The 14,580-nt window shown below is 72.8% G+C and carries 14 protein-coding genes and 1 tRNA gene; 11 read left to right on the top strand and 4 right to left on the bottom strand.

The genetic code is table 11. The annotated features are described in order from the left end of the window. Both AEQ27_RS05815 and AEQ27_RS05810 read right to left on the bottom strand, forming a co-directional pair. Positions 1-1,963 (bottom strand): YgcG family protein (locus AEQ27_RS05815; RefSeq protein ID WP_152970191.1); only part of this gene is annotated, 1,963 nt, incomplete at its 3' end. A gap of 106 nt (positions 1,964-2,069) precedes the next feature. Further along, positions 2,070-2,477 (bottom strand): hypothetical protein, encoded by a 408-nt coding sequence (locus tag AEQ27_RS05810; RefSeq protein ID WP_054145802.1) that lies wholly within the window; start codon positions 2,475-2,477, stop codon positions 2,070-2,072. A gap of 50 nt (positions 2,478-2,527) precedes the next feature. Here AEQ27_RS05810 and AEQ27_RS05805 point away from each other — a divergent pair, with 50 nt between their 5' ends. The 3 genes from AEQ27_RS05805 to AEQ27_RS05795 all read left to right on the top strand — a co-directional run bounded on the left by AEQ27_RS05805 (position 2,528) and on the right by AEQ27_RS05795 (position 4,464). After that, complete coding sequence (locus tag AEQ27_RS05805; RefSeq protein ID WP_054145801.1) at positions 2,528-3,418, top strand: DMT family transporter; 891 nt, start codon at positions 2,528-2,530, stop codon at positions 3,416-3,418. A gap of 141 nt (positions 3,419-3,559) precedes the next feature. Next, the gene (locus AEQ27_RS05800) at positions 3,560-3,775 is read left to right on the top strand and encodes a hypothetical protein (protein WP_152970190.1); all 216 of its coding nucleotides are present in this window, start codon (positions 3,560-3,562) and stop codon (positions 3,773-3,775) included. A gap of 104 nt (positions 3,776-3,879) precedes the next feature. Further along, positions 3,880-4,464, top strand: a complete 585-nt coding sequence (locus AEQ27_RS05795) for a recombinase family protein (protein ID WP_054145799.1) — start codon at positions 3,880-3,882, stop codon at positions 4,462-4,464. 90 nt (positions 4,465-4,554) lie between these two features. Here the strand turns inward: AEQ27_RS05795 and AEQ27_RS05790 are convergent. Beyond that, a tRNA-Arg gene (locus AEQ27_RS05790) sits at positions 4,555-4,629 on the bottom strand. A gap of 78 nt (positions 4,630-4,707) precedes the next feature. On the opposite strand from AEQ27_RS05790, the gene AEQ27_RS05785 reads away from it, so the two are divergent. Together AEQ27_RS05785 and AEQ27_RS05780 are read left to right on the top strand one after the other, a co-directional pair. Further along, positions 4,708-5,415, top strand: a complete 708-nt coding sequence (locus AEQ27_RS05785; RefSeq protein ID WP_054145798.1) for a pyridoxal 5'-phosphate synthase — start codon at positions 4,708-4,710, stop codon at positions 5,413-5,415. Between the two features lie 170 nt (positions 5,416-5,585). Further along, the gene (locus AEQ27_RS05780) at positions 5,586-6,338 is read left to right on the top strand and encodes a gamma-glutamyl-gamma-aminobutyrate hydrolase family protein (RefSeq protein WP_235450993.1); all 753 of its coding nucleotides are present in this window, start codon (positions 5,586-5,588) and stop codon (positions 6,336-6,338) included. 60 nt (positions 6,339-6,398) lie between these two features. On the opposite strand, the gene AEQ27_RS05775 is transcribed toward AEQ27_RS05780, so the two are convergent. Then, positions 6,399-7,025, bottom strand: coding sequence for a hypothetical protein (locus tag AEQ27_RS05775; RefSeq protein WP_054145796.1), 627 nt, complete (start codon positions 7,023-7,025; stop codon positions 6,399-6,401). 64 nt (positions 7,026-7,089) lie between these two features. Between AEQ27_RS05775 and argS the strand changes: the two genes are divergently transcribed. The 6 genes from argS (at position 7,090) to thrB (ending at position 14,545) form a co-directional block, all read left to right on the top strand. Beyond that, complete coding sequence (gene argS / locus AEQ27_RS05770; RefSeq protein WP_054145795.1) at positions 7,090-8,751, top strand: arginine--tRNA ligase; 1,662 nt, start codon at positions 7,090-7,092, stop codon at positions 8,749-8,751. A gap of 83 nt (positions 8,752-8,834) precedes the next feature. Further along, the gene (locus tag AEQ27_RS05765) at positions 8,835-9,614 is read left to right on the top strand and encodes a DUF2993 domain-containing protein (RefSeq protein ID WP_054145794.1); all 780 of its coding nucleotides are present in this window, start codon (positions 8,835-8,837) and stop codon (positions 9,612-9,614) included. Positions 9,615-9,717: 103 nt separating this feature from the next. Next, on the top strand, positions 9,718-11,112 hold the full coding sequence (gene lysA / locus AEQ27_RS05760; protein ID WP_152970192.1) for a diaminopimelate decarboxylase: 1,395 nt from the start codon (positions 9,718-9,720) through the stop codon (positions 11,110-11,112). 69 nt (positions 11,113-11,181) lie between these two features. Continuing rightward, entirely contained in the window at positions 11,182-12,513 is a 1,332-nt protein-coding gene (locus AEQ27_RS05755; RefSeq protein ID WP_054145792.1) for a homoserine dehydrogenase, read from the top strand. Next, positions 12,513-13,595 carry a threonine synthase gene (gene thrC, locus AEQ27_RS05750; RefSeq protein ID WP_054145791.1) on the top strand — a complete coding sequence of 361 codons (1,083 nt, stop codon included), beginning with the start codon at positions 12,513-12,515 and terminating at the stop codon, positions 13,593-13,595. Before AEQ27_RS05755 ends, thrC begins: the two co-directional genes overlap by 1 nt. Then, a complete protein-coding gene (thrB, locus tag AEQ27_RS05745) occupies positions 13,592-14,545 on the top strand; it encodes a homoserine kinase (protein ID WP_054145790.1) in 954 nt (317 codons plus the stop codon). Before thrC ends, thrB begins: the two co-directional genes overlap by 4 nt. Positions 14,546-14,580: the final 35 nt, after the last annotated feature.

Genomic DNA, 14,580 nt, shown 5'->3' with positions numbered 1-14,580 from the left:
GAGCACACACACCACACCCAACACCCACACCGAAATCCCCGCACACAAACCCAGACGCTCCACCACCGAAGCCGCCGCCACCGCCGCTGAAGAGTCCACCGAGCAACATGCCGGTGACGATGCCGCCGAGGTCGGCCCCGGCCGACCCGCGGGTGCCCATGCCGCCTCCGAACGGGCTCGCCTGCTGGTAGGACGAGACCTCGGCCTCGGCGCCGGCCGCTGCGGCCTGCGACAGCTGGACTGCCTGGTGGGCCTCGAACAAGGCGGCGTCGCGGTCGGACGTCGCGAGCGACACGGCGGTGGCCAGGTGGCGTTCGGCCTCGGACAACCGGGTGCGCGGCTGCGGGCCGATGCCGCCGCGACGTGTCTCGATGAAGTCGCGGGTGGCGCTGATCTGGCTGCGGGCGGTCAGCAGCGCCTGGTCGAGGGCCGCCCGGGCCCGGCGCCGCTTCTCGGTGTCCACGCGCACGGCGGCCAGAACCTGGGCGATGCGGTCGTTGGCGGCACCGAGCGAGGCGACGACGGCGAGCGGGTCGTCGGTCGTCGTCTCGGCCAGCGCGACGGAGGCCCGTGCGGCCGAGACGGAGCCGGCGACGTCGACGCCCTGCGGGGCCGAGCCGTCGGGCAGGCCCTCGGCCGTCGCGATGTCACGCCGCAGGTCGAGGGGCCTCGCCGAGATCGTGCTGCCCGCCGTCCGCAGCGGCTCGGCGGCCCCGTCGACCGCGCTCAGCAACGGGTCGGCCGGCGCCAGGGCCTGCCGGGCCTCACGGACGGCGATGACGGCCTCCGAGGTGGAGGACGACGCCACCGCGGTCGCCGCCGTGCGGGTCCGCTCGTCGGCGAACTCGAGCAGGCGATCGGCCTGGTCGTCGTTCTGGTCGATCGACGCGACCGCCCGTGCCGAGTAGATCGTGGTCAGCTCGCCGATGACGGTGCGGGCCCTCGCGAGCCGGGCCCGTCGGGTCTCGATCTCGCCGGGGAGGGCCGCCACGTCGCGCGGAGCCCGACTCTCGGCCTCGCGCAGCTCGTCGAACGCGGCGGACTGCTCGGCGAGCGACGCGTCGGCCGCCTCGCACAACTCGATGATGCGGGTGGTCCACTCGCGGCGTTGCTCGGGGGAGTCGGGGACGGAGTCGTCGCGCTTCTGCTGCAGCGCGAACGCCTCGCGAGCGTGCACCCGGGCCGCGTCGAGTGCCTCGGCGAAGGGCCGGGCCGCGTCGTCGCCGAACTGTGCGGCGGCGAAGCCGACCTCGTGCGCGCCCGCGGTCAACTCGTCGTCGAGGGCGACCAGCACGCGTGCCGCGCGCTTGTCGAGTTCGTCCTGATCCGCCTTCTGCACATCGAGCTCGCGGCGTCGTCGTCGTGCCCGGCGGACCACGAACACCACGGCGACGACCGCCGCGACGAGGACCAGCACGAGCAACGCCCAGAGCACCCAGCTGAGGTCGGGGCCGGCCTCGTCGCTGCGGATGCCGTCGGCCAGGGCGACGGCGGCGCCGGCCCAGTCGCCGTCACGCAGCTCGGGCACGACGACGTCGGTCTGGAGCGCCTGTCGGTCGGATTCCGGGATCACGGACGTGTCGGCCGAGAGGTCGTAGAGCTGGTCGTCGACCGCCACCGAGAGCAGGACGTCGTTCGTGCCGAGCTGGTTCAGGGACGCCGTGGCCTCACCCCAGGCCGTGCGGTCGGCGGGGGAGGAGAACGAGTCGACGTAGACGACGAAGAGGTTGACGCCGGTGTCGGTCGAGAGCCGGTCGAGTGCGTCGGTGACCTCGGTCTCGTCCGCACTCGACAGCACGTCGGCCTGGTCGACCACGTAGCCGCCCGAGAGGTCGACCGGCTCCACCGCCTGGGCGGGGACCACGCCGAGGGCGATCGCAGCGACCGAGGTCAGCATCGCCGTGGACACGGCGGTGACCACTCGGCTCGTCGGTCGTCGGCCGGTCGTCGATCTCGTGCTCACGACGCTCCCCTCGCTCGTTGCGGGGGAGTCTATCGACGGCCCCCGTCAGACTGCCCGCGTCGCGGTGCGCACGGATCGGGCGACGACGAACCGGTCACGGGACGGGTCAGGCGACGAAGAGCAGAGCGACCGACGCGACGGCGCAGACCACCCCGACCGCGTAGAGCACGACCCCCACGGTGCGGGGCGCCCGTCCGTCGTCGTGCGGCGGGTGGACGCGGGCACGGTGCGGGCGGTCCGGGTCGTAGTGCACGGTCAGCTCGGTCTCGAGCGGCGTCGTCACCGGGACGTCGCCGAACTGCGTCTCGTGCAGCTGCCCGTCGACGTCCATCCACCGGGCGGTCGCGGCCCGGGCCCAGTCGGGCGGCGGGATGACCACTCCGACGGTGCTCTCGAGGCGGGTGGCACGGCGCCGCAGCACCCAGCCGGCCAGGAGGAAGGGCGTGCCGACGATGAACCCGAACCAGCCGAAGAGCTCCACCACCGGCGAGATGACGGAGAAGGCGTCGCTCATGCCACGATCGTACTGTGCCGCCGCACACCCCGTGACGAACCCGGAGCCCCGTGAACCCCAGCCCCCTCGGCCGTGTGCCGTCGCCCTTGCTCGCCGTCGCGGCGATCGTCTCGGTGCAGTTCGGGGCGGCTCTCGCCAAGACGCATTTCGAGGCCCTGGGGCCCCTGGGTGCCGCTGCACTCCGCCTCGCGTTCGGCGCGACCCTGCTGGTGCTGGTCTTCCGCCCGCGCCCGTGGGGGTGGCCCCGCCGCACCTGGCTCGGAGTGCTCGTGCTGGGTCTCGCCCTGGCCGGGATGAATTCGCTCATCTACCTCGCGATCGACGTCGTGCCGCTCGGGGTCGCGGTCACCCTCGAGTTCCTCGGCCCGCTCGTCGTCGCACTCGTGCAGACGAGGCGGTGGTGGGACGCGGCCTGGGCCCTGCTCGCCCTCGCCGGGGTCGTGTTGCTCGGCTCCGACTCGACCGGCGCGATCCCGATCGCCGGTGTGCTGCTCGCCCTCGGTGCCGGCGCGTTCTGGGCCTGCTACATCCTGGCCAACGCGTCCCTGGGTCGGGGCCGCGACCCCATGGGGGCCCTCGCGACCGCCATGCTCGTCGCCGCCCTCGTGGTCGTCCCGTTCGGAGCGCACGACGCGACGGTGGCCGTCCGGGCCGACCCGCGCCTCCTGCTGGTCTTCCTGGTGGTGGCGGCGCTGACCTCGGCGATCCCGTACGCCCTCGAGTCGGTGGCGCTGCGGCGACTGCCGACCCGGGTGTTCGGGGTGCTGTCCAGCCTGGGGCCGGCGGTGGCCGCCCTGGCCGGGCTCATCGTGTTGGATGAGGCGCTCGGGGTGCGCGAGGTGGTGGCCCTGGCCTGCGTGACCGCGGCGAGCGTCGGGGTGACGGTCGCGGCCGGTCGTCGGCGGCGTCGCGGGGCCCTGCCCGAGGCCCCGGCGGCCTGATCGGACGGCGCCGGTTCCGCCGCTGTCCGCGGAGCGAACGAGACGACGAGCCTGACAACTCCGCAAGGTCGTGTACCCCATGTGCGGGGTACGCTACGATCACGGCCCACAGACGGGCCGGAGAACGAAGAAGGAGACATCATGGGTGCTGTCTTGGAGCGAACGTCCCGGGCCGAGGTCGTCCCGCTGGGCGACGGATTCCACCGCGTGTCGACGCCGACCGCCGGGGTGATCGGGTTCGTGCACGAGAACGACGGTCTCTTCGAGGTGCTGCGTGGTCGAGTCCGGTCCGCCGTCCGACGTGAGGGTTCGTACCGCACGCTCGACGTCGCGGTGATCGCGCTCACCTACAGTTGAGCACGACGATCCACTGACGGACGCCCTCGGGCGACCGTCCTCGAGGCCTCGCCGTCGGCGGGGCCTCACCTCTCTGTCCGCCCCCTCTCGTCGGAAGGCCGCCCGTGACCGTCGTCGGGTACGCCCGCATCTCGCGAGACGACCCGTCGTCCGACCGGCAGACGGAACGCCTCCGGGCCGGCGGGTGCGACCGGGTGTTCGTGGATCACGCCACCGGCACCAGGCAGTCCCGCCCCGAGTTCGCCAAGGCCATCGGCAGCCTGCGCGAGGGCGACGTCTTCGTCGTGACGAACGTCGACCGCATCGGCCGCTCGGTCGCCGAGCTGGTCGGCGTGATGGCGACCCTCGACGCGCTCGGCGTCGCCTTCCGCTCGATCGACGAGCAGATCGACGAGCTCAACGCCTACGGCCGCTTCTTCTTCTGCGTCACCGCCGCCCTGGCCCGCTTCGACGAGCAGGTCGGCGGCGAGCTGCACCGCGCCGAGACCCGCAAACGGCAGGAGGCGCGGGTCGCGCAGACCGCGAAGCCCCCGGTCTCGAGACGCCGCCTCGACGCGGCCCGCCAGCTGCGCGCCGAGGGAGCGAGCATGCGACAGGCCGCCGAGCACGTCGCCGTCCCCGAGCGCGTCCTGCGCCGCGAGCTCGAGCGCGACGACGCCGACCGTGCCCGCCGCCAGCAGACCGACTGATCGAGCCCGACATCGGCATGGCCTCGGGTTCCGAGGCTGTCGCGAGGGGAGGACCGTCGCGAGAGCGACGCTGCCGCGAGAGCGGAGATGTGGTGCCCCCAGGCAGATTCGAACTGCCGCCCCTGCCTCCGGAGGGCAGTGCTCTATCCCCTGAGCTATGGGGGCCCGGGAACGTCGTCCAGGTTAGCAGCGAATCGGTCGCGTCTGGGACGACCTGACGGTGTGGGGGTGCATCGTGGAGGAGTGACCCAAGACGACCGCACCGACCGAGCCCGCCCCGACCGCACCGACCCGAGCGGTCCGACCCTGCGAGACCGCCTCCGCTCGGCCAAGGTCTTCCACCCCGAGCTGCCCACTTTCGACGTCGACGACGTGGCCGACGACGCGGTCGACCAGTTCGTCTCGTGGCTCGTCGAGGCCGTCGACCAGGACGTCGCCCAGCCGCACGCCATGGTCATCTCGACCTCGTCGTCCGACGGCGACGTCACGGCCCGCACCCTGCTCCTCAAGGACGTCGACGACGGCGCTCTCTGGTTCGCCACCTCGTCGATCAGCCCGAAGGGTCGGCAGATCGCCGAGAACCCCCGGGTGGCCCTCACCCTCTACTGGCGTGAGCAGGGCCGCCAGGTCCGCGTGCTCGGTCGGGCGACGCCCGGCCCGCGCGACGTCAGCGAGAAGGACTTCACCGCTCGCCACCCCGACTCGCGCGCCGTCGCCATGACGCAGCCGCAGAGCAGCCCCATCACCGACGAGGCCGAGACGCGCCGTCGCCTCGCCGAGGCCAAGGCGGCCATCGAGTCCGACGACACCCTCGTGCCCGACGCCTGGACCGCCTGGCGGGTGGACCCCACATCGATCGAGTTCTGGCAGGCCACCACGGGCCGCGACCAGGTGCGCCTGCGGTACGACCGCGACGGCGACGGCTGGACCCGCGCCTCCTTGTGGCCCTGACCGCCACGGCGGGCGGCGAGGGCGCGCCGGCGGCGCGGACGTAACGCGGCGACACGCACCGGGCAGGCCGCCGGCCCCGCCGGCAGCATGGGGGGCATGACTTCGCCCCGCGCCCCGCCGCCCGCCCGGGCGCCCCCGCCGTCGCCTCGAGGCGTCTCGCCGTGGTCGAGGTGACGAGGCACCGGCCGTACGCTCCCGAGTACCACGCCTACGTCGACGACATGAACTCCCGGGGGAGGGCGCCCGCCGAGGCCGTGGGCTGGCAGGCCATGCGTCTCGCCGCGGGCGCCCTCGGCACCGACGAACTCTTGCACGTGACCGCCGACGCCGACGCGATCGTCGTCCTCGGCGGCGAGGACCTCTCCCCCCGTCTCTACGGAGGCGCGACCGGCTACCCGGGGGAGGGTCGCCACGACCCCGTGGCCGACGAGGCCCAGCTCGCCGTCGTGCGCCGCGCGATCGCCCGCCACACCCCGCTGTTGGGCGTCTGCCGCGGCCACCAGGTGATCAACGTCGCCCTCGGCGGAGACCTCGTGCAGCACCTGGACGACCACGACGGGGTGCACCGTACCCCCGACGCGCCGGTCGATCAGCTCATGAACCCGCACGCCGTCGGGCTCGAGCCCGGCAGCCGCCTCGCCCGGGCCCTCGGCACCGCGCCGGTCGTGCAGAGCGCGCACCACCAGGCCGTCGGCCGCCTGGGCCGGGGCCTCCGCGTCGTCGGCCGCGCCTCCGACGGCACCGTCGAGGCCGTCGAGCACGACTCGGCCCCGGTCGTCGGCGTGCAGTGGCACCCCGAAGACAAGGGGGCCCCGGCCGGTCAGCTCGAGGCGTTGTTGGCGTCCCTGGCCGCCTCCGTCGAGGCGGGGCGCCTCGCGGCGACCGCCGGCTCGCGAACGGACGAGGAGGCGCTGGTCGCCTAGGCCGCGCCCCTCACCCGAGCGCACCTCCCGCCCCTGAGTCTCCCGCCCTCGCTCTCGGCCTCAGTCGACCTGCTCCAGTGCGGACAGCACGGCCGACACGACCGGCTCGGCGTCGCCGGGTTCGAGGAACGTCGTCGAACGGGCCACGACGAAGGCCGGGGACGAGAACGCCTCGGCCGTGCCGATCTCGCCCGGGGTGTCGAAGTACCCCTCGCCGCCGCAGGTCGGCACCGAGTTGCTGGTCGCGACGCGGTCGTTGGCCAGCCCGGCGGGGCTGTCCGGGTCGAAGTGCGCCCCGCCGACCGTGCCGGTGGCGCCGCTGGAGTCCTGCCACGTGCACGTCGTGCCGTCCGCGTCGGCCACCTGCTGCAGGGCCTCCCCGCCCCGGCTCTCGTCCCCGCCCGCGCTCCCGCCCGGCACGGTCGTCAAGCCCGGGTACCAGGACGAGAGCGAGCCCGTGTCGAGCAGGTCGTCGCAGTCGATCGCGAACGGCGTGCTCACGAGGTCGGGCGTCGGCGCCGTGGTCGGCGTCGCGCCGGGGCTGGCGGAGGCCTGCGCGCCCGACGTCGGCGTGACGCTCGGTGCGGCCTGCGACGGGGCCGTGCAGGCGGTGAGGGACAGGGCGAGGGCACCCGTCACGACGAGGGTGCGCAGGACGACGGGGGGGCGGGTCGGGGCAGGGCTCATCCCCCCATCACCACCGACACCGGGCTCGTCGTCGGCCCCGGGGCTGCCGGTAAGATCGCCCCGCGTGACTCCCGCCGAACTCTCCACGTCCCTGCTCGCCGTCGTCCAGGGCGTCCTCGAGCGCCGAGGCACCGTCGACGTGGCGGTGACCGAGGGCGACGTGGCGCTCGAGCGGCCGAAGAACCGCGACCACGGTGACTGGGCATCGAACGTGGCGATGAAGTTCGCCAAGCGCGTGGGCACGAACCCGCGCGAGCTCGCCACCGAGATCGCCGCCGAGCTGGCCGAGGTCGACGGGGTCGCCGACGTCGACGTCGCGGGCCCCGGGTTCATCAACATCCGCCTCGACGCCGCCGCCGCGGGTCTGCTCGCGCGCTCCATCGTCGAGCAGGGCGAGGCGTACGGCCGCGGCGACTACTACCGCGGCGTCACGATCGACCTCGAGTTCGTCTCGGCCAACCCCACCGGCCCGATCCACCTCGGCGGCGTGCGCTGGGCCGCGGTGGGCGACAGCCTGGCCCGCGTGTTCCAGGCCCAGGGTGCGCTCGTCACCCGCGAGTACTACTTCAACGACCACGGCGGGCAGATCGACCGCTTCGCCCGCAGCCTGCTGGCGAGCTCGCTCGGCGAGCCCACCCCGGACGACGGCTACGGCGGGCAGTACATCGCCGAGATCGCCGCCCGCGTCCTGGCGACCTTCGACGGCGACGTGCGCGACCTGCCCCGTGACGAGGCGCAAGAGCTGTTCCGGTCGGTCGGCGTCGACTTCATGTTCGCCGACATCAAGTCCTCGCTGCACGACTTCGGCGTCGACTTCGACGTCTACTTCCACGAGAACTCCCTGCACGAGCCGAAGGCCGTCGAGCGCGCCGTCGCCCGCCTGCGCGAACTCGGCCACGTCTACGAATCCGAGGGCGCGACCTGGCTGCGCACCACCGAGTTCGGCGACGACCGCGACCGCGTCATCGTCAAGAGCGACGGCGAGGCCGCCTACATCGCCGGCGACCTGGCCTACTACCTCGACAAGCGCGAGCGCGGCTTCGAGCGCAACCTGATCATGCTCGGCGCCGACCACCACGGCTACGTCGGTCGCATGATGGCGATGTGCGCGGCGTTCGGCGACGAGCCCGGCGTCAACCTCGAGATCCTCATCGGCCAGATGGTCAACCTGTTGCGCGACGGCGAACCGATGCGCATGTCCAAGCGTGCGGGCACCGTCGTCACGATGGAGGACCTCGTCGACGCCGTCGGCGTCGACGCCGGCCGGTACTCGTTGGTCCGCAGCCCGGTGAACAGCTCGATCGACATCGACCTCGACCTGCTCACCAAGCGCAGCAACGACAACCCGGTCTTCTACGTCCAGTACGCCCACGCCCGCACCCGCGCGGTCGCCCGCAACGCCGAGGCGGCCGGGGTCACGCGTGACGCGTTCGACGCCTCACTGCTCACGCACGAGACCGAGAGCGCCCTGCTCGGAGCCCTGTCCGAGCTGCCGCGCGTCGTCGTCCAGGCCGCCGAACTGCGCGAGCCGCACCGCGTGGCCCGCTACGTCGAAGAGCTCGCCGGCACCTACCACCGCTGGTACGACACCTGCCGCGTCACGCCGCTCGGCGACGACGAGGTCACCGACCTGCACCGCACCCGCCTGTGGTTGAACGACGCGGCGGGCCAGGTCATCCGCAACGGGCTCGGCCTGCTGGGCGTCTCGGCACCGGACCGCATGTGACCTCCCGCGCCGCGCCTCCTCGGACTCGACCGCAGGAGGCGCGGCGTGAGCGATCCTCGCCGCCCGGCTGACAAGATGGCCCGATGAGCGACATCGACTCCGACTTCTTCGAGGCCAAGCCCGTCGCCCGCCGCCGAGGTCGAGGCTTCGGGATCTTCCTCTTCGTGCTGGTCGGTCTCGTGGTGGTCCTCGGCATCCTCGCTGTGGTCGCCGACCTCGTCGTCCGGACCGTCGCCGAGGACCAGGCCGAGAAGCAGATCTCGCAGCAGCTCGGTGACGCCGCCGGCCCCGTCGACGTGCAGATCGGCGGCTTCTCGATGCTCTGGCAGCTCGTGCAGGGCACCATCGACCAGGCCACCATCTCGTCCGCCGGGTCGTCGGGTGGGCTCTCGTTCGACTTCGACGTCCGGGACGTCCCGACCGACCTGAGCGGTTCGACCGGCGCGATCACCGGCACGGTCACCGCCGACGCGGCGACCGTCAACGGTCTGGCGGCCGTGCAAGAGAGCGGAGGAGCGATCTCGTTCGGCGACGGACAGGTCACCTACGCCCGCGACTTCACGATCCCGCTGGTGAACACGGTCGTCCCCGTGGACGTCGTCGCCACGCCCTCGATCACGAGCGAGGGCCGGGTCATCTCGCTCACGCCGACGACGGCGTCGCTCCGGGACACGTCGGTGTCGCTCGACCTCGCGCCCTTCATCGGCGGCTACGCCTTCGACGTGTGTGCGGCGCAGTACCTGCCCCAGGGCACCACCCTGACCGGCGTCGACGTCACGTCGTCGGCGGCGACCCTCGACGTCACGTCGCCGGGCCTGCCGATCTCGTCCAGCGGCATCGGCACCAAGGGCTCCTGCTCCTGACCTCGCCTGCGCCGTCGAGGGCGTCCCGACCGTGGCCGTCACGCCCGCCGGCGGTGGGTAGGCTCTGATGTCGTTCCCCGTCCTTCGAACCCCCGAGGTCCGCGTGTCCCCGAACCCCCTGGCCCCTGCCTGGCTCGTCGAGCCGACCGACGCCGACGCCCTCGATCCGGCGGTCTGGTCGGCCACGGCCCAGCGGTCGCCCGACGGTGAACTCGTGCTCGGCGGCGTCACCGCCTCCGACCTCGTGGTGTCGTTCGGCACCCCGCTGTACGTCCTCGACGAGGACGACGCCCGCACCCGGGCCGTCGAGGCCGTCCGTTCGTTCGAGCGCGAGGCCGCCCGCATCGGCACGACGGCGACGGTCTACTACGCCGCCAAGGCGTTCCTCTCGGCCGAGGTCGCCCGCTGGGTGGCCGCGGCGGGCACGGCCGTCGACAGCTGCCCCCGAGGCGCGTTCGCCCTCCCCCGGGCCGCGGGTGTCGCCCCGGCCCGCATGGGGTTCCACGGAAACAACAAGTCGCTCGCCGAGATCGACCGCACCGTCGAGGCAGGCATCGGCACCGTCGTCCTCGACAACGCTGCCGAGGTCGGCCGGGTCGCCGCGGCGGCCGAGCGTCACGGGCGCGTCCAGCGCGTGCGCCTGCGGGTCAATTCGGGCGTGCACGCCTCCACCCACGAGTACCTCGCCACCGCCCGCGAAGACCAGAAGTTCGGCGTCCCGCTCTCCGAGACCGCCGAGATCGTCGGCTCGATCCGCCGGCAGCCCTCACTCGAATTCGTGGGACTGCACTCGCACATCGGTTCACAGATCTTCGGTTCGGACGGCTTCGCCGAGGCCGCCCGTCGCCTGCTCGCCGTGCACGCCGACCTGCTCGCGACCGGCCCGGTCCCCGAGCTCAACCTCGGCGGCGGCTTCGGCATCGCCTACACGAGCGCCGACGACGCCCGCCCGCTCGACGACCTCGCCGTCGCCCTGGTCGACATCGTGCAGGCCGAGTGCCTCCGCCTCGGCGTCGACGTGCCGCTCCTCGCGGTCGAGCCCGGGCGCGTCATCGTGGGCCCCGCCGGCACCACGCTCTACGAGGTCGGCACCATCAAGGACGTCACGGTCACCTCCGACGAGGGCACCGCGGTGCGACGGTACGTCAGCGTCGACGGGGGCATGAGCGACAACGCACGGACGGCCCTCTACGCGGCCGAATACTCCGTGCGCATCGCGAACCGCACCTCCTCGGCTCCGCCCGCGCTCGTGCGCGTGGCCGGCAAGCATTGTGAGAGCGGCGACCTCGTCGTGCTCGCGGACTACCTGCCCGGCGACGTCGCCCCGGGCGACCTGCTCGCCGTGCCCGCCACCGGCGCCTACTGCCACAGCCTCGCGAGCAACTACAACCACGTCGGGCGTCCCCCCGTCGTGGCCGTCCGTGACGGCCGGGCCCGCGTGATCGTCCGGGGCGAGAGCGAGGCCGACCTCCTGGCCCGCGACGCCGGTCTCGACTGATCGACCCGCGCCTCCTGACCTCGTGCGAGCACCGCCCCCCGACGACGAAGCACCCGAGAACGGACTGACATGATCGAATACCGCAACGTGAGGGTCGCCCTGCTGGGCGCCGGCTCGGTGGGGTCGCAGGTGGCGCGGCTGCTGCTCGAGCAGGGCGACGACTTCGCCGGGCGCGCGGGCGCCGGACTCGAGCTCGTCGGCATCGGCGTGCGCGACGTCGACGCGCCCCGCGACGTCGACCTGCCGCGCGAACTGTTCACGACCGACGTCGAGTCGCTCATCGTCGGTGCCGACATCGTCGTCGAGCTGATCGGCGGACTCGAGCCGGCCCGCAGCTACGTGCTGCAGGCCCTCAACTCGGGGGCCGACGTCATCACGGGCAACAAGGCCCTGCTCGCGAGCCACGGCACCGAACTCTTCGACGCCGCCGAGCAGGTCGGCGCGCAGGTCTACTACGAGGCCGCGGTGGCCGGGGCCATCCCGATCATCCGCCCGTTGCGCGACAGCCTCGCCGGCGACCGCGTCCAGCGCATCATGGGCATCGTCAACGGCACGACCAACTTCATCCTCGACCGAATGGACACCGACGGCTCGAGCCTCGAGGACGCCCTCGCGACGGCCACGGCCCTGGGGTACGCCGAGGCCGACCCCACGGCCGACATCGAGGGCTACGACGCGGCTCAGAAGGCCGCCATCCTGGCCAGCCTCGCCTTCCACACGGCCGTCCCCCTCGCCGCCGTGCACCGCGAAGGCATCACCTCGGTCACGCACGACCAGGTGGTCGCCGCGCGCAAGGCCGGGTACGTCGTGAAGATCCTCGCGATCTGCGAACGCCTGGTCGACGACGACGGAGTCGAGGGCGTCAGCGCCCGCGTCTACCCGGCGCTCGTGCCTTTGAGCCACCCGCTCGCGGCCGTGCACGGAGCCAAGAACGCCGTCTTCGTCGAGGCGGAGTCGGCCGGCGACCTCATGTTCTACGGTGCCGGCGCCGGGGGAGTCGAGACGGCGTCCGCCGTGCTGGGCGACCTCGTCTCGGCCGCTCGACGGCACGTCATCGGAGGCCCCGGCGTCGCCGAGTCGACCCACGCGAACCTGCCCGTCCTGCCGATCGGCCGTGTGTCGACCCGGTACCAGATCACGCTCGACGTGGCGGACCAGCCGGGTGTGCTCGCCGAGGTCGCCGGGGTGCTCAGCGACCACGGCGTGAGCGTCCACAGCGTCGAGCAGACGTCGGGTGCGACGCCGGGCGTCACGGTCGAGGGTGACGCCGTGGCCACCGCTACGCTGATCATCGGCACCCACCGGGCGCGCGAGTCCGACCTCGCCGCGACGGTGACCGCCCTGAAGAACGCCACGGTCGTGAACTCCGTCACGAGCGTGCTGAGAGTCGAAGGAGCCTGATGGCCCACCAGTGGCAGGGTGTCCTGCGCGAATACGCCGACCGTCTCGACGTCACCGACGCCACCCCGATCGTCACGCTGGGCGAGGGCGGCACGCCGCTGATCCCGGCTCCGGCCCTGTCGAACCGCACGGGTGCCAAGGTCTACGTCAAGTACGAGGGCATGAACCCGACCGGTTCCTTCAAGGACCGCGGCATGACGATGGCCATCTCGAAGGCCGTCGAGCACGGTGCCAAGGCCGTCATCTGCGCCTCCACGGGCAACACGTCGGCCTCGGCCGCCGCCTACGCCGCCCACGCCGGCATCACGGCCGCCGTGCTCGTGCCCGAGGGCAAGATCGCCATGGGCAAGCTCAGCCAGGCCGTCGCGCACGACGGCCAGCTGTTGCAGATCCAGGGCAACTTCGACGACTGCCTCGACATCGCGCGCGACCTCGCCGCGAACTACCCGGTGCACCTGGTCAACTCGGTCAACAACGACCGCATCGAGGGGCAGAAGACCGGTGCGTTCGAGGTCGTCGACGTGCTCGGCGACGCCCCCGACTTCCACTTCATCCCGGTCGGCAACGCCGGCAATTACACCGCCTACACGCGCGGCTACCGCGAGGACCTCGAGATCGGTCGCGCCACCAAGCTGCCGCGCATGTTCGGATTCCAGGCCGCCGGCTCCGCGCCCATCGTCGCGGGTGAGGTCGTCAAGGCCCCCGAGACCATCGCCAGCGCGATCCGCATCGGCAACCCCGCCTCGTGGCAGCTCGCCCTCGAGGCGCGCGACCTGACCGACGGCTGGTTCGGCGCCATCACCGACGAGGCCATCCTCGCCGCGCAGAAGATCCTCTCGGCCGAGGTCGGCGTGTTCGTCGAGCCCGCGTCGGCCATCAGCGTCGCCGGTCTGCTCGAGCGAGCGGACGCCGGGGTCATCCCCGCCGGTGCCACCGTGGTGCTCACCGTCACCGGCCACGGCCTGAAAGACCCCCAGTGGGCCCTGCGTCGCGCCGACGGCAGCGACGTGCAGCCGACCGTGGTCGCGAGCGACACGGCCCGGGTGGCCGAGGTGCTCGGTCTCGCACCGGCCTCTGCATGACCTCCGGGGTCGTCGGGCGCTCGGTGCTGGTCAAGGTCCCCGCGACCTCGGCCAACCTCGGTCCCGGCTTCGACACGCTGGGCCTCGCGCTCTCGCTCTACGACGAGCTCGAGGTCACGGCTACCGATGAGCCAGGGGTCTCGGTCGAGGTCACGGGCGTCGGGGCCGGTCAGGTGCCCACCGACGGGTCGAACCTCGTCGTCCAGGCCGTCGCCGCGGCGTTCGCCTCGGTCGACGTCCCCTTGCCCGGGCTTCGCCTCCGGGCTCGCAACGCCATCCCGCACGGCCGGGGACTCGGGTCGTCCGCGGCCGCGATCGTCTCGGGCATCATGGCCGCCAAGGGGCTCCTCGAGGGCACGGTCGAGCTCGACTCGGCGGCGTTGCTCGCCCTGGCGACCGAGATGGAGGGGCACCCCGACAACGTGGCGCCGGCGCTGTTCGGCGGCCTCACGATCGCGTGGATGAACTCGCACGGCCCGTCGCACAAGCGACTGCTCGTGCACCGCGGTGTCTCGCCCGTGGTGTTCGTGCCCGAGTCGACGCTCTCGACCAAACTGGCCCGCAGCCTGCAGCCCGCCTCCGTCCCGCACGAGGACGCCACGTTCAACGTGTCGCGGTCGGCGCTGCTGGTGGCGGCCCTCGTGCAGAGTCCCGAGTTGCTGCTCGCGGCCACCGAGGACCGCCTGCACCAGAGTTACCGCGCCAGTGCCATGCCCGAGACCGACGCCCTCATCCGCATGCTCCGCGACGCCGGCCTCGCGGCCGTCGTCTCGGGTGCCGGTCCCTCGCTCCTGGTGCTCGGCAGCGACCCGGCGCAGCGCCTGTTCGCCGCCGAACTGGTGCGCGAACACGCCGTCTCGGCGTGGCGTCCGTTGATGCTGGCCGTCGATCTCAAAGGTGCTACAGTGGTGCCGCACCCGGTAGAAAACTCAGATTTCCTGGGCATCTAGCTTCGTCCCCGCCGTTCTTCGTGGGGGCTTCCGCG

The sequence above is a fragment of the Frigoribacterium sp. RIT-PI-h genome, assembly GCF_001297205.1.
Classification (GTDB): Bacteria; Actinomycetota; Actinomycetes; order Actinomycetales; family Microbacteriaceae; genus Frigoribacterium.
Note: the sequence above shows the minus strand (reverse complement) of the source record. Positions and strands in the feature narration are given on the sequence as shown.